Annotated in this window: 15 protein-coding genes; 7 read left to right on the top strand and 8 right to left on the bottom strand. The window is 73.9% G+C overall.

Annotated elements, in window-relative coordinates; genetic code table 11:
* Nucleotides 1–23 precede the first annotated feature (23 nt).
* From OG982_RS28485 to OG982_RS28470, 4 genes are all read right to left on the bottom strand, one after another.
* Complete coding sequence (locus OG982_RS28485) at nt 24–806, bottom strand: cytochrome c biogenesis CcdA family protein (RefSeq protein ID WP_266781930.1); 783 nt, start codon at nt 804–806, stop codon at nt 24–26.
* Entirely contained in the window at nt 803–1,411 is a 609-nt protein-coding gene (locus tag OG982_RS28480; protein ID WP_266949690.1) for a TlpA disulfide reductase family protein, read from the bottom strand. The genes OG982_RS28485 and OG982_RS28480 overlap by 4 nt, the downstream gene beginning before the upstream one ends.
* Nucleotides 1,408–2,238 (bottom strand): thioredoxin family protein, encoded by an 831-nt coding sequence (locus OG982_RS28475; protein WP_266949689.1) that lies wholly within the window; start codon nt 2,236–2,238, stop codon nt 1,408–1,410. Before OG982_RS28475 ends, OG982_RS28480 begins: the two co-directional genes overlap by 4 nt.
* A gap of 303 nt (nt 2,239–2,541) precedes the next feature.
* The gene (locus tag OG982_RS28470; protein ID WP_266781936.1) at nt 2,542–2,727 is read right to left on the bottom strand and encodes a hypothetical protein; all 186 of its coding nucleotides are present in this window, start codon (nt 2,725–2,727) and stop codon (nt 2,542–2,544) included.
* 7 nt (nt 2,728–2,734) lie between these two features.
* On the opposite strand from OG982_RS28470, the gene OG982_RS28465 reads away from it, so the two are divergent.
* Nucleotides 2,735–3,118 carry a hypothetical protein gene (locus OG982_RS28465; RefSeq protein WP_266781937.1) on the top strand — a complete coding sequence of 128 codons (384 nt, stop codon included), beginning with the start codon at nt 2,735–2,737 and terminating at the stop codon, nt 3,116–3,118.
* Nucleotides 3,119–3,186: 68 nt separating this feature from the next.
* Here OG982_RS28465 and OG982_RS28460 read toward each other — a convergent pair whose 3' ends face one another.
* Nucleotides 3,187–3,543, bottom strand: a complete 357-nt coding sequence (locus OG982_RS28460) for a VOC family protein (RefSeq protein ID WP_266781939.1) — start codon at nt 3,541–3,543, stop codon at nt 3,187–3,189.
* Between the two features lie 147 nt (nt 3,544–3,690).
* On the opposite strand from OG982_RS28460, the gene OG982_RS28455 reads away from it, so the two are divergent.
* Entirely contained in the window at nt 3,691–4,407 is a 717-nt protein-coding gene (locus OG982_RS28455; RefSeq protein ID WP_266781941.1) for an intradiol ring-cleavage dioxygenase, read from the top strand.
* A gap of 3 nt (nt 4,408–4,410) precedes the next feature.
* Here the strand turns inward: OG982_RS28455 and OG982_RS28450 are convergent, their stop codons facing one another.
* On the bottom strand, nt 4,411–4,983 hold the full coding sequence (locus tag OG982_RS28450; RefSeq protein WP_266781943.1) for a putative glycolipid-binding domain-containing protein: 573 nt from the start codon (nt 4,981–4,983) through the stop codon (nt 4,411–4,413).
* Between the two features lie 62 nt (nt 4,984–5,045).
* Nucleotides 5,046–5,954, bottom strand: coding sequence for a LysR family transcriptional regulator (locus tag OG982_RS28445; protein WP_266781945.1), 909 nt, complete (start codon nt 5,952–5,954; stop codon nt 5,046–5,048).
* 112 nt (nt 5,955–6,066) lie between these two features.
* Here OG982_RS28445 and OG982_RS28440 point away from each other — a divergent pair, with 112 nt between their 5' ends.
* Entirely contained in the window at nt 6,067–7,290 is a 1,224-nt protein-coding gene (locus tag OG982_RS28440; RefSeq protein ID WP_266781947.1) for an MFS transporter, read from the top strand.
* A 157-nt stretch (nt 7,291–7,447) separates the two neighbouring features.
* On the opposite strand, the gene OG982_RS28435 is transcribed toward OG982_RS28440, so the two are convergent.
* Nucleotides 7,448–8,224 (bottom strand): DUF4232 domain-containing protein, encoded by a 777-nt coding sequence (locus OG982_RS28435; protein ID WP_266949688.1) that lies wholly within the window; start codon nt 8,222–8,224, stop codon nt 7,448–7,450.
* A gap of 213 nt (nt 8,225–8,437) precedes the next feature.
* Between OG982_RS28435 and OG982_RS28430 the strand changes: the two genes are divergently transcribed.
* From OG982_RS28430 to OG982_RS28415, 4 genes are all read left to right on the top strand, one after another.
* Entirely contained in the window at nt 8,438–9,634 is a 1,197-nt protein-coding gene (locus OG982_RS28430; protein ID WP_266949687.1) for a helix-turn-helix transcriptional regulator, read from the top strand.
* Between the two features lie 162 nt (nt 9,635–9,796).
* Nucleotides 9,797–11,473 carry an FAD-dependent oxidoreductase gene (locus OG982_RS28425; RefSeq protein ID WP_266949686.1) on the top strand — a complete coding sequence of 559 codons (1,677 nt, stop codon included), beginning with the start codon at nt 9,797–9,799 and terminating at the stop codon, nt 11,471–11,473.
* Nucleotides 11,470–12,993, top strand: coding sequence for an ATP-binding protein (locus tag OG982_RS28420; RefSeq protein WP_266781955.1), 1,524 nt, complete (start codon nt 11,470–11,472; stop codon nt 12,991–12,993). The genes OG982_RS28425 and OG982_RS28420 overlap by 4 nt, the downstream gene beginning before the upstream one ends.
* The gene (locus tag OG982_RS28415; RefSeq protein ID WP_266781957.1) at nt 12,990–13,343 is read left to right on the top strand and encodes a UBP-type zinc finger domain-containing protein; all 354 of its coding nucleotides are present in this window, start codon (nt 12,990–12,992) and stop codon (nt 13,341–13,343) included. Before OG982_RS28420 ends, OG982_RS28415 begins: the two co-directional genes overlap by 4 nt.
* Nucleotides 13,344–13,366: the final 23 nt, after the last annotated feature.

Raw genomic sequence — 13,366 nt, 5'->3', positions numbered from 1 at the left:
GGGGCGATCGGCTCGGACGGCCCCTAGATGAACGCGGCGGAGTCCGCGGCCCACAGCTGCATCCGGTACACGAGGTCGTCCCACACCCCGGTGACCAGCAGCAGACCGACGAGGACGAGCAGCCCGCCGCCGGTCCGCAGGACCCACTGGTAGTGGCGCTTGACCCAGCCGAAGGCCCCCAGCGCGCGGCGGAACGCCAGCCCCGCGAGGACGAACGGGAGGCCCAGCCCCAGGCAGTAGGCGACCATCAGCAGGGCGCCCCGCGCCGCGCTGGCCTCGTTCCACGCCAGCGCCTGCACCGCGGCCAGCGTCGGCCCGATGCACGGTGTCCACCCGACCCCGAAGACGACCCCCAGCAGGGGCGCCCCGGCCAGGCCCAGGACGGGACGGCGGTGGCTGCGCAACTCCCGCTGGGCGAATCCCGGAAGGAAGCCCATGAAGGCGAGGCCCATCGCGATCGTGACGGCGCCGAGCACCGTCGTGATGACCTCCTGGTGCGCCAGCAGCCGGCGCCCGAAGAAGCCGAAGAGAGCGCCGCCGGAGACGAGGACCGCGGAGAAGCCGAGGACGAACAGCGAGGCGCCCGCCAGCATGCGGCCCCTGCGCCCGCCCCGGGCTCCGGCGAGGTCCTCCACCGAGAGGCTGGTGACGTAGCTCAGGTATCCCGGCACCAGCGGGAGGACGCAGGGAGACAGGAAGGAGACCAGGCCCGCGGCGAAGGCCACGGGAGCGGCGACGATCAGCGCGCCCGAGACGAGTCCCGGGGCGTCCTGGAGGGCGAGCACTCCCTCGGGCACCGGGGTCACTCGGGCTCACCCGCCAGCCGGGCGATCAGCGGCCGCAGTTCGGCGGGAGTCACCGGCCCCGCGATGCTCGCCGCGACGCGGCCGCGCCGGTCGAGGAGCAGGGTGGAGGGGACGGCCTGCGGGTTGAGCGTGCCCTCGGGGAAGCGGAGCAGCAGGTCGCCCCGGGGGTCGTGCAGGCTGGGGTACGTCAGCTCGTACCGCTCCTCGAAGGCGCGGGCCGCCTCCCGGTCCCGGTCGCGGGTGTTGATCCCGAGGAACCGTACGCCCTGACCCTCGGTCTCCCGGTGTACGGCCTCCAGCCCGGCGGCCTCGGTCCAGCACGGGCCGCACCAGGAGCCCCACACGTTGAGCACCACCACCCGGCCGCGCAGCGGTGCCAGGCCGGCCCGGCCGCCCCGGAGGTCCGCCCCCGACAGCTCGGGGGCGTCCCGGCGCTCCTGCGCCGCGATGACCACCGCCTGGGGGCCCGCCGAGGGCGGCCCGTCCGCGTCCGCTGGGCCGGCGGCGGCCGACGTACAGCCGGTCGCCGCCGCCAGGGTGGCGGCGAGTACGGCGGCCAGGGGCGCCCGACGGCACGGGCCGCGGCCCGCGGCCCGCGTGGTCACGACCACTGGCGCAGGAAGGCGCCCAGGCCGTCCGCCGTCATCGCGGGGTTTCCGGTCTGGTGGGTGTCCGTGCGGACCGACCCGGACGGGCTGAGCACGATCAGTACGGGCATTTTGTAACTTCCGCCACCTGTGGAGTACTTGCGCAGGATCGAGAAGTTCGCGGAGCTCTGGCTGCCTATGTCGATCTTCACGAGGTGGTACGAGTCGCCCAGCAGCGCGTTCGTCGCCGTCTGGCCGAACACCTTGTCCGCCGCCTTGCAGTTGCCGCACCAGTTGGCGCCGAAGTCGAGCAGGACCTGCTTCCCGTCGGCCGCCGCGGCACGCAGCGCGGCGTCGAGGGCCTGCTGTCCGTCGGCCGAGGAGTCGTAGCCGGGGGCGAAGGCCTTGGCCGCCGTCTTCGGCGCGGGAGCCGCCTGCTTGGGCTTGGCCGCCGGCGTCGCCCCGGTCGCGCCGCGCCCGGCGGCGGCCGACTTCGAGCCCGCCGGGGCGGGGCCGGCACTCGGGGCACTCTGCCCCGGGGCGGGCGAGGCCGACGCGGAGGACGCCGAGGGCTCCGCCGAAGCGGACGCGGCGTCGGCGGGCGGGACGACGACCGTGCCGGGCGGAAGCTCACCCTCCGCCAGAGCCTCGGACTTGGTGCCGGCCGAGGAAGCGGCCGCGGACGACGCGGAAGCGGACGAGGCCGGCGACTGGAGCGCCTGCGTACCCGCCCAGGCGGCGCCCAGGGCGGCGACGGTCGCCACCGCTCCGGCGATGACGGGTATCCGTACGGCCCGCCGGGTGCGGCGGCCGTGGCGGGCTGAGCGGTGAGCGCGAGAAGTCATGGTGAAGCCACCCCTGGGTTGTGTGGGTTCGGGAAGGCGGAATCAGCGTCCGCCGGACGGACGCCGGTGGCCTGAACTGCCCGGGCAGCGGGGCGGCCGGCCGCCGCCTGCCCTTCGGTGACCGCGAGCTTAGGCCGGTCGGGAGTGGCCGAAAGCCGTTGGGCGCGATCTTGAGGTGCCCTTAAGGAAGCCCGCAGATTCCGCTTCGCCGGACTCCCGGGCGCAACCCCGCAAAGCGGGGGCGAAGCCGCGCGGGGCCCGAAGCCGCGCGGAATCCGGACAACCGGGTCCTCCGTCGTCCGGTCAGAAGGAGGTCTCGCGGACGCTGGCCCGCGCCGACGGCACGATGGTCGCCGTGATCTGCGAGCGGTGTCCGCTGCCGGTGAAGGTGACGGTCAGCGTGTGGTCCGCGCTCTGGGCCGTGCTCACCTTGAACCCGGGCGCCGGGACGGCGGAGACCAGGCACACCCCGTCGCTGCCGTAGCGCACGGTCGCCTTGCCGCCCGTCGACGGGACGGTGTGCGGACCGGACCCGCCGTCGTCGCAGCTCTGCTTCGGCGTGGTGCGGGGCGCGCCGACCGGGGCGGAAGGGGATCCGGAGGCCCGGGTGCCCGGGGCGGGCGAGCGGGAGGCGCTCGTCGCGGAGACCGAAGGGGAGGAGCTCTGCGGGCCGGAGGCCGAGGGCGAGGCCGACGCGCTCGCGGAAGCAGAAGCGGAACCCGGACCCGAACCGGAGCCGGACGGGCTGGGCGAGGGGAACACCGTCGGCGCCGACCGCGCGACCGGGGGTTTCGGCCGTGTCGAGCCCGCCACGAAGTCGACGGTGGCCATGACGGCCGTCACGCTGGCGGCCGTACAGGAGACCCATATGAGCAGGTAGCGCGGGAAGCGGAAGCGGTGCACGCCACCATAGTGACGGAGTCGCACCGAGTTCGGACCCCTGCCCTCTCAGGTGCGCCGGGAGGACAGGACGCAGAACTCGTTGCCCTCGGGGTCGGCGAGCACGACCCACGTCGCCTCGGCGCCCTGCCCGACGTCGGCATGGCGCGCGCCGAGCGCCAGCAGGCGCCGTACCTCGGCCTCTTGGTCGTCGGGGCGGAAGTCGAGGTGGAGGCGGTCCTTCGACGTCTTGGGCTCCGGCACCGGTACGAAGAGCAGCCCGGGCAGCCGGTCGGGCTCGGCGCGGATCTCGTACTCGTCCTGGGCGTCGTTGACGACGGCCCACCCCAGCGCCCGCGCCCACCAACTGCCCAGCGCGACCGGGTCCCGGGCGTCCACGACGGTCTGCTCCCACTCAAGCGGCATTCCCCCAGCGTAGGCCGCTCCCCCACGGCGGTGAGGTCTCCCCGGCCGGGCGTGTCGGTCGCGGCCGGGGCGCGTTCCGTCCGGCACGGTGGGCGCCGTCGGTGGCCGTCCCGTACGACGGTCGCGCAGCGCGCGGGAGAGGTTCGCATGAGCGAGAACGGCAGTTCCCCGGCCCCCACCAGCCGCCGCACGCTCCTGCTGGCCGCCGGATCGGCCGGGGTCGCGGCGCTGGCGGCGGCCTGCGCCGGCCCGGCCGCGACCCGCGGCGCGGCAGCGCCGACCGCGACGCCGTCGCCCCCGCGCTCCCCCGGCGCCGCGACCCCGACCCCGGCCTGCGTGCTCGCCACGGAAGCGGGAGCCGGCCCGTACTACCTCGACCTGGACCGGGTCCGCTCCGACATCACGGAAGGCCGCCGGGGTGTGCCGTTCCGGCTGGACCTGACCGTCGTGCGGGTGCCGGTGGGCTGCCGCCCGCTGGCGAACGCCGCAGTCGACGTCTGGCACGCCGACCCCTCGGGCACCTACTCCACCGGCGGGGCCACCTTCCTGCGCGGTACGCAGGTCACGGACGCCGCCGGCCGCTGCTCGTTCCTCACGATCGTGCCCGGCTGGTACGCGGGGCTGGCTCCGCACATCCACTTCAAGGTGCGCCCCGACAGCCGCGCCGAGTCGGTCTCGCAGTTCTTCTTCCCCGAGGACCTGCTGGTGAAGGTGTACGCCCGCCCGCCGTACGACGACCGCCGCGCGCCGGAGCACCCCAACGCCCGCGACAGCCGCTACCGCGCCTCCGGAGCCACGATGACGCTGGCCCCCGTCCCCGACGGCACCGGATACCGAGCCGCGTACACGGTGGGCATCGCCTGAGCCTCACCGGGTGAGCGCGGTCGCCAGTTCCGGGTAGTCGAGGACCAGCCCCTGCCCGTCGAACTCGACGTCGCTGCGGAAGTCGCCGGACGCGTACCGGATGCGGGCCGCGTCTCCCGTGCCCGCGAGCGGCGTGTACGTCTGCCGGTTCGCGCTGACCGTCAGATCGGGCACCGAGACCCAGGCCATGAGGAAGTCGTGCGGGCCGGCATCGGGCCGCCGGTGCAGGCCGTGGCGCAGGACGGGCATGGTGTTGGTCAGCGGACACAGCCCCAGGTCGCAGTCGAGCGCGCCGTCGAGGTCGGGGCGGTACGTCCCGTCGACGCTCCAGCGGCCCGCGTCGTTGCGCAGGTCGAGGCCGCGGGCGGCGCTCCCGGTCTCCACGCTGACGCGCAGTCGGGAGGTCACGTAGTCGTCCCCGGTCTCCAGCGTGTACGCAAGCCAGTAGGGCTCGGGCACCACCCCGACGGCCCGCCCGCGCGCGGCGAGCCGACGCCCGGTGACTTCGGCCCAGGCGGTCGAGTACCCCTCGCTGGGGTGGACGTCCCAGGTCCGGACGAGGCGTTGACTGATCACGGACCGAGCCTACGCCGCGTACCCGGATGCGCCACGGGGACCACAGGGACCACACCGGCAGGTCATCGACGTGCGGGATCCCGCGGTCGCCCGCGGATCTCCCGCGCGAAGGCCTCCGCCTGGGGAGAGGGGTGGAGGCGGGGGCGGATGAGGCAGAGCTCGGAGTCGGGCAGGCCCCGCACCGGGACGAAGGCGAGGGAGTCGTGGCGGGCGTGGTAGTCGGCGGTGGCGCGGCACAGCAGCATGGCGCCGCGGTTGGCCGCCGTCAGGCTCAGGCCTTCCTGGAGCGTGTTGACGCCGGGTCCGGCCGGTACGGGGAGGCCGCCCGGGGTCTGGTCGGGGGCTTGGGCCCGGCGCCAGTACGCGGGGGCGTCGCCGTCGGGGCCGATGAGCCGGCACTCGGCGAGTTCCTCGGCTGACAGCGAGTCCCGGGCGGCGAACGGGTGCCGGACGGACACCGCGAGGGTCTGCGGCCGGCGGGAGAAGACCGGGCCGACGACGAGGTCGTCCTCCGCCACGGGCAGCAGGACCACCGCGCAGTCCACCTCCCGGCGGCGCAACGGCCCGAAGGGGTCGGAGAGCGGGATCTCGACGAGGTCGATCGCACAGTCGGGGTAGCGGTCCCCGAACCGGGCGATCGCGCGGCCGAGGTGGTCCTCGACGGTGCCCTGGAAGCCGATGCGGAGCTCCCCGCCCGTGCCCCGCGCGGCGGCCCGGGCCTCGTCGACCGTGGCGCGCAGGGCGTCGTACGCGGGGCGCAGGCCGGCGAGGAAGCTCTCGCCCAGCGGGGTCAGGCGCACCCGGCGGCTGGTGCGTTCGACGAGCGGGGCGCCGATGCGGCTCTCCAGGGAGCGCAGCAGCTGGCTGACCCGGCTCTGGGAGACGTACAGCCGCTCGCCCGCCCGTCCGAAGTGCAACTCCCGGGCGAGCGCGAGGAACGCCTCCAGCTCGCGGATCTCGATGCCGCTCATCGTCCTCGCCCTTCCACGCCGCCGCTCCGTGCGGCCGATCGAGTAGTCCCGCTTATCGAAGGATGAGGGATCGGCCGTTGTTCCCACAGGTCGTGACGGGTTGGCTGGCGGCATGACACGGATCGGGGAAATCGAGGAGAGCGACGAGATCGCGGGGCGCGGTGGGGCGTCGCGGCGATCGGCGGCTCGTGGCCGGCTGGGCGTCGCGGCGGTCGCGGGCGCGACGTTCACGGTGGTGACGTCCGAGATGCTGCCCGTGGGTCTGCTGACGCCCATCGGGGACGCGTTGGAGGTGAGCGAGGGCACGGCCGGGCTGACCCTGACCGTCACCGGACTGGTGGGCGCGGTGTCGGCGCCGCTGCTGACCCCCTTGTCGGGCCGGTTCGACCGGCGGGCGGTGCTGTGCGCTCTGATGGCGGTCCTGGCCGCGGGCAACCTGCTCGCCGCGTGGTCGCCGGACTTCGCGGTGCTGGTGGCCGCCCGCGTGCTGGTCGGCATCGGCATGGGCGGCGTCTGGGCGATAGCGGCGGGCTTGGCGGTACGTCTGGTGCCGCCGGAGTCGATCGGGGCCGCGACCTCGTTGATCTTCAGCGGGATCGCGGTGGCGTCGGTGCTCGGTGTCCCGGCGGGTACGTACCTCGGCGAACTGGCCGGCTGGCGGACGGCGTTCGTGTCGGTCGGCGCGCTGGCGCTGGTCGTCCTGGCCGCCCTCGCGGTCCTGCTGCCGCGGCTGCCGGCCGAGCGGGACGTGCGCCTCGGCGGTGTGGTGCGGCTGGTCGGCGAGCCGCGGGTGCGGACCGGTCTGGCCGTGGTGGCGCTGCTGGTCACCGGCCACTTCGCCGCCTACACGTACGTACGCCCCGTACTCGAGGAAGCCTCCGGTGCGAGCGCCGGCACGATCGGCGCGCTGCTGCTGGTGTACGGAGTCGCCGGCGTGGCCGGCAACTTCGCGGCCGGGGCGGGCGCCGCGCGGTCGCCGCGCTCCACCCTGCTGGTGATCGGCGCGGTGCTGGCGGCGACGGTCGCGCTGGTGGCGGTGCTCGGGGGATCCGTCCCGGCCGCCGGGGTGCTGCTCGCCGTCTGGGGGCTGTCCTACGGAGGGGTGTCGGTCAGCGCGCAGACCTGGCTGCTGGCCTCGGCTCCCCGGGCGCGCGAGGCCGCGTCCGCACTGTTCGTCGGTGTCTTCAACGGGGCGATCGCACTGGGCGCGCTGGCCGGAGGACTGGCCGCGGACGGCGCGGGGGTCACCGCGGTGATGTGGCTGGGCGGCGGGCTCGCCGCGGCGGCCCTGGCGGTGACGGCGCTGGGCAAGGCCCCCGCGTCCGGGCGCCTCTGAGACTCGCCCTGCCGCCACCCCGTCGGGCACCGCTCACGCCGCCGGCTCGGGGAAGACCAGCCGGAGCCGCCGGAGCCCTCCGTTCTCGCGGAACACGAGCCGGGCGGGGGTGGGGCAGGGCTTGACGGCGCCGACGGGTGAGGTGCGTGACGCGGACTCACGAGCCGAGGGCGTCCTCCATGTCCCGCTGCCAGTACGTGACCGTCAGCGAGCTGTCGTAGTAGACGCCCTTCGCCGGCAGCGACGGGGTCGCGGACGCGCCGCCGCTGCTGTTGGGCGTGCGGCCCTGGAAGGCGATCGCGAGCCGGTGACCGGTCGTACCGCCGTCGCCGCTGCCGTCGGCCGCCGACAGCATGGCCGCCGCGTAGCCCGACTCGCCGGGTGCGAGGGACACCACGGCCTGCGGCTGGGTCTCCTTGCGCGCGGCCGGGGCCCACTGCATCTCGTCGAAGCGGAGCACCGGGTAGTACGTCAGGTCGCAGGTCTTCTTGCCGGTGTTCTTCACCGTGATCAGCATGTGGTTGAGCGGGCGGGAGAGCGTCTGGACGGTGACCGCGGTGTTGGAGCCGTTGCACGCGACGCGGTTCCCCTCCGCGGACGGGTCCGACGAGCCCTTCGCGTCGCCCTGCCCGGGGGCGCCGGTCTTCGCGCCGCCGGTCGCCTTCCCCCCGCCGGTCGCCTTCCCTCCGCCGGTCGTGGTCGCGGAGCCCGGAGCCGGGGTGCCCGCGGCGCCCTGGGTGTCGCCCGTACCGCCCGTCGCCGAGGGAGTGGCGGTGGCGGAGTCCGCGGCGGGGGCGGCTCCGTTGTCCTTGAGGCCCGTACCGTCCTGGCACGCGGTGAGGGCGAGCGCGGCGAGGGCGACGACGACCGCACTCGCGAGTCGACGGGACGTGCGGGCGCTGTTCGTGGTGGGGGTGCTGCGGAAGGCGGTCATGGCTGATTGCCCCTCATGTGACATGGCCCCGGCGGCCGGTCGGGACGGGCCGCCGGGAGTGGTGTGCTTGGATGGCATCAGCCTGTGCCGTGATCCGTCCCAGCCGCCACACTTGATGGGCGATCAGGGATGCTGGGACGCATGAACAGGCTCTGAGCTGCTGAAACAACCTGTTCCTGGGACACGGAACGGGACCACGGGGTGGGAGGGACAGTGTCGGAAGACACTGCTGAGGCCGGGTTCGCCCGGCTGTTGCGGGAGTTGAAGGACCGGTCCGGTCTCAGCTACGGAACGCTCGCCAAACGGCTCCACATGAGTACGTCGACGCTGCACCGGTACTGCACCGGCGACGTCGTCCCGACGGAGTACGCACCGGTCGAACGGCTCGCCCGCCTCTGCAAGGCATCGCCCGAGGAACTCGTCGAGCTGCACCGGAGTTGGGTGCTCGCGGACACCAACCGCCCCCGCAAGGGCGGCGACGCGGGCGGCAAGGCACAGGCCGGCCCCGCCTCCGCCGGCGCGCCCCGGCGCTCACCGGAGGAGGTGGCCGAGCCCGCCGAGCCCGCCGAGCCCGCCGAGCCGAGCTTGGCGAAGGAGCCCGCACCCACGGAGCGGGCACCCGCCCCCTCCGCCCCTCCCGTGCCCAGGCAACGGCGCCGGCTGCGCAGGGCCGTCCTCGCCGGGATCGCCGCGGCCGCCGTCGCCGGGGCGGTCGCGCTCACGTCGAACCTGGCGGCAGGCGATGGCGACGTCCGGGACAGCCCCGTCGGCCGCGGCGCCGACGACTCCGCGCAGGGCACGCCGGTGAAGGTGACCACCCAGCCCTACACCTGGGAGTCGCCCTGCGGCCAGCACTACCTGATCGACAAGCCCCCGACCCAGGTGGGCCCGCCTCCCGTGGAACGGGACGCGCCCGCATGGGTGGCCTCGTCCGGAGCGGTCTCCGCGGGCGAGCAGTACGTGACGCTCACCCTCCAGGGCTCCGGCAAGGAGACGGTGGTCCTGGACAGCCTCACCGTCCGTACGGCGGGCAAGCGCACGCCCCTGGCCTGGAACGACTACGCCATGGGCTACCCGGGCGTCGGCTGCGGCGCCGGCGTTCCGGCCCGCTCCTTCACCGTGGCCCTCGACGCCGCCCACCCGGCCGTCGCACCCGAGGCAGGGCAGCCGAACTTCCCGTTCAAGGTGAGCGAGTCCGAGCCGGAGGTCTTCTACATCAAGGCCGACGCCTCCGCCTACGACGTGAGCTGGTACCTGGAGCTGTCCTGGTCCAGCGGTTCCCGCCACGGCACCCTCAAGATCGACCACAACGGCAAGCCCTTCCGTACCAGTGGCCACAACGGGCGGCCCGGCTACGAATTCCCCCTCGGCGGCGACGGGTGGGTCAAGGAGGGGACGACGCCCCTCTGACCGGAGGCGACCGGGAGCGACCGGGCGGGTACGGGGAGCGCCCGGCCGGCGCCGTCCCGAAGCGGTTCCGAAGCGGTTCCGGACGATCGAACATACGATGGGCGGGAACCGGCGCGGGCGCTTCGCCGTGCCGCCCGCCCAGAACACTCGGGGTGGAGACGTATGGCACAGCCCGCCGACACTGCGCGGACCGTCATCCTGACCGTGGACGACGACCCGGGAGTCTCCCGAGCCATCGCCCGTGACCTGCGGCGCCACTACGGCGCCGACTACCGGATCGTGCGCGCCGAGTCCGGCGAGTCGGCGCTGGAGGCGCTGCGCGAGCTGAAGCTGCGGGGCGACCTGGTGGCGGTGATCCTGGCCGACTACCGCATGCCGCAGATGAACGGCATCGAGTTCCTGGAACAGGCCCTCGGCGTGTACCCGGGCGCGCGGCGCGTGCTGCTGACCGCGTACGCCGACACCAACGCGGCCATCGACGCCATCAACGTCGTCGACCTCGACCACTACCTGCTCAAGCCCTGGGACCCGCCGGAGGAGAAGCTCTACCCGGTCCTGGACGATCTGCTCACGGCCTGGCGCTCCAGCGACTACCGTCCGGTCCCCGCCACCAAGGTGGTCGGGCACCGCTGGTCGGCGCGCTCCTCGCAGGTGCGGGAGTTCCTCGCCCGCAACCAGGTTCCGTACCGCTGGTACTCCTCCGACGAGCCCGAGGGGCAGCGGCTGCTGGCGGCGGCCGGGGCCGACGGACAGCGGCTGCCCCTGGTGGTCACCCCGGACTGCACGGTGCTGATCGAGCCGGAGGTGCCCGATCTGGCCGCCCACGTGGGGCTCGCGACGACTCCGACCGCCGATTTCTACGACCTCGTCGTCATCGGCGGCGGCCCCGCCGGGCTCGGCTCGGCGGTGTACGGGGCCTCCGAGGGGCTGCGTACCGTACTGGTCGAGCGGTCGGCGACCGGCGGGCAGGCCGGCCAGAGTTCCCGCATCGAGAACTACCTCGGCTTCCCCGACGGCGTATCGGGCGCGCAGCTCACCGACCGCGCCCGCCGCCAGGCCGGCCGGTTCGGCGCCGAGATCCTCACGGCGCGCGAGGTCACGGGCCTGGAGGTCAACGGCGCGTCGCGCGTCGTGCGCTTCTCCGACGGCTCGGCGGTCGCGGCGCACAGCGTCATCCTGGCGACCGGCGTCTCGTACCGGCAGCTCCACGCGCCGGGCTGCGACCAGCTGACCGGCTGCGGGGTGTACTACGGCTCCTCGCTGACCGAGGCGGCCTCCTGCCAGGGGCAGGACGTGTACATCGTGGGCGGCGCCAACTCGGCCGGCCAGGCGGCGATGTACCTGGCGCGGGGCGCGAAGTCGGTGACGCTGCTGGTGCGCGGCGAGTCCCTGCGGGCGTCGATGTCGTACTACCTGATCCAGCAGATCGAGGAGGCGCCGAACATCACGGTGCGGACCCGGACCGTCGTCGAGTCGGCTCACGGCGAGGGACACCTGGAGCAGCTGACGCTGCGGGACGTGGACAGCGGTACGACCGAACTCGTCGACGCGCAGTGGATGTTCGTCTTCATCGGCGCGGCCCCGCTGACGGACTGGCTGGACGGCACGGTGCTGCGCGACGAGCACGGTTTCATCCTGGCCGGGCCGGACCTCACGCCGGACGGGCGGCCGCCGGCGGAGTGGGAACTGGACCGGCCGCCCTACCACCTGGAGACCAACATTCCCGGTGTGTTCGTCGCGGGCGACGCGCGCGCCCAGTCCGCGAAGCGCGTCGCGTCCGCCGTCGGAGAGGGAGCCATGGCCGTGATGCTCGTCCACCGGTACCTGGAGCAGTCGTGAGCGGGCAGCCGCTGCCGTGCAGCCCGCAGGAGATCGCCTCGCTGTTCCTGTTCGAGAAGCTCTCCCCGGAGCAGCTCGGGCGGCTGTGCGGCGAGGGGCGGGTGGAGCGGTTCGAACCCGGCGCCGTGTACACCGAGGGCGACCCGGCCACCTGCTTCTACGTGATGATCGAGGGCACCGTCGTGCTGTCCCGCCGGGTCGGCGGCGACGACGTCGAGGTGAGCCGCACCTCGCAGCGCGGCGTGTACGCGGGGGCGATGCAGGCGTACCTGGGCGACCAGGTGCCGCAGACGTACAACAACTCCATGCGGGTGACCGAGCCGACGCGCTTCTTCGTCCTGCCCGCGCAGTCGTTCGCGGACATCATGCGCGACTGGTTCCCGATGGCGGCGCACCTGCTGGAGGGGCTCTTCTTCGGTTCGAGGAACACGCAGCGGGCCATCGGCCAGCGCGAACGGCTGCTGGCGCTGGGGTCGTTGTCCGCCGGGCTCACCCATGAGCTCAACAACCCGGCCGCGGCGGCCGTACGGGCCACGGCGACGCTGCGGGAGCGGGTGGGCAAGATGCGGCACAAGCTGGCCGTCATCGCCCAGGGCCCCTACTCGCGCGAGGCGCTCGCCGAGCTCATCGAGATCCAGGAGCGGACCGCCGAACGGGTCGCGAAAGCACCGGTGTTGAGCCCGCTGGAGGCCTCCGACCGGGAGGACGAGCTGGCGGACTGGCTCGACGACCACGGCATCCAGGAGGGCTGGCGGATCGCGCCGGTCTTCGTACAGGCCGGGCTGGACACGGACTGGCTGGAGCAGGTCGCGGCGACCGTGGCCGAGGACATCCTGCCGGGGGCCATCGGCTGGCTCAACTACACGGTCGAGACCGAGCTTCTGATGGACGAGATCGACGACTCCACCACCCGCATCTCCCACCTGGTGGACGCGGCGAAGCAGTACTCGCAGCTGGACCGCGCCCCGCACCGCGTCGTGGACGTGCACGAACTCCTCGACAGCACCCTGCTGATGCTGTCCGGGAAGATCGGCTCCCGGGTACGCGTGGTCAAGGACTACGACCGCTCCCTGCCGGACGTGCCCGCCTACCCGGCGGAGCTCAACCAGGTGTGGACCAACCTCATCGACAACGCGGTGTTCGCCATCGCCGACACCGGCGGCGACGGCACACTGACCGTCCGCACGGCGCGGGAGGGCGACAGGCTTCTGGTGGAGTTCCGGGACACGGGGCCCGGCGTCCCGGCGGAGATCCGCAGCCGCATCTTCGATCCCTTCTTCACCACCAAGCCGGTCGGCGAGGGCACCGGTCTCGGCCTCGACATCTCCTGGCGGATCGTCGTGAACAAGCACCACGGCAGCCTCCAGGTCGAGTCCGCACCGGGCGACACCCGGTTCCAGGTGCTGCTCCCGCTGACCGCCCCGGACCCCGAGAGCGAGACCGGGAGCGACCCGGAGCCCGGCCCGGACAACAACACCGGCACCGACACCGACACCGACACCGCGGAGGATCCCGTATGACAGGCATCGACGGCATCGACCCGAACGTCCCGCCCACCGGCACCGGCTGCGGCGACTGCGACGCGGTGGGCGGCTGGTGGTTCCACCTGCGGCGCTGCGCCCAGTGCGGCCACATCGGCTGCTGCGACTCCTCACCGGCCCAGCACGCCACCGCACATTGGAAGGCCTCCGGCCATCCCCTGGTGCAGAGCTTCGAGCCGGGCGAGGAGTGGTTCTGGAACTACGACACCAACGCCCTGTACGACTCGGGCCCCGAGCTGACCCCGCCGAGCGGCCATCCGGCGGACCAGCCGGCCCCGGGCCCGGCCGACCGGGTCCCGCAGGACTGGCCGGACCGGCTGCACAGCTGACCGCTCTCGACCGCGGCGGCGAT

It is taken from the genome of Streptomyces sp. NBC_01551 (assembly GCF_026339935.1).
Lineage (GTDB): Bacteria > Actinomycetota > Actinomycetes > Streptomycetales > Streptomycetaceae > Streptomyces.
Note: the sequence above shows the minus strand (reverse complement) of the source record. Positions and strands in the feature narration are given on the sequence as shown.

Excerpts from the sequence above, each read along its gene's own strand:
- OG982_RS28455 (WP_266781941.1), top strand. The coding sequence starts at position 3,691 with ATGAGCGAGAACGGCAGTTCCCCGGCCCCCACCAGCCGCCGCACGCTC.
- OG982_RS28415 (WP_266781957.1), top strand. The coding sequence starts at position 12,990 with ATGACAGGCATCGACGGCATCGACCCGAACGTCCCGCCCACCGGCACC.
- OG982_RS28460 (WP_266781939.1), bottom strand. The coding sequence starts at position 3,543 with ATGCCGCTTGAGTGGGAGCAGACCGTCGTGGACGCCCGGGACCCGGTC.
- OG982_RS28435 (WP_266949688.1), bottom strand. The coding sequence starts at position 8,224 with ATGACCGCCTTCCGCAGCACCCCCACCACGAACAGCGCCCGCACGTCC.
- OG982_RS28425 (WP_266949686.1), top strand. The coding sequence starts at position 9,797 with ATGGCACAGCCCGCCGACACTGCGCGGACCGTCATCCTGACCGTGGAC.
- OG982_RS28440 (WP_266781947.1), top strand. The coding sequence starts at position 6,067 with ATGACACGGATCGGGGAAATCGAGGAGAGCGACGAGATCGCGGGGCGC.
- OG982_RS28475 (WP_266949689.1), bottom strand. The coding sequence starts at position 2,238 with ATGACTTCTCGCGCTCACCGCTCAGCCCGCCACGGCCGCCGCACCCGG.
- OG982_RS28445 (WP_266781945.1), bottom strand. The coding sequence starts at position 5,954 with ATGAGCGGCATCGAGATCCGCGAGCTGGAGGCGTTCCTCGCGCTCGCC.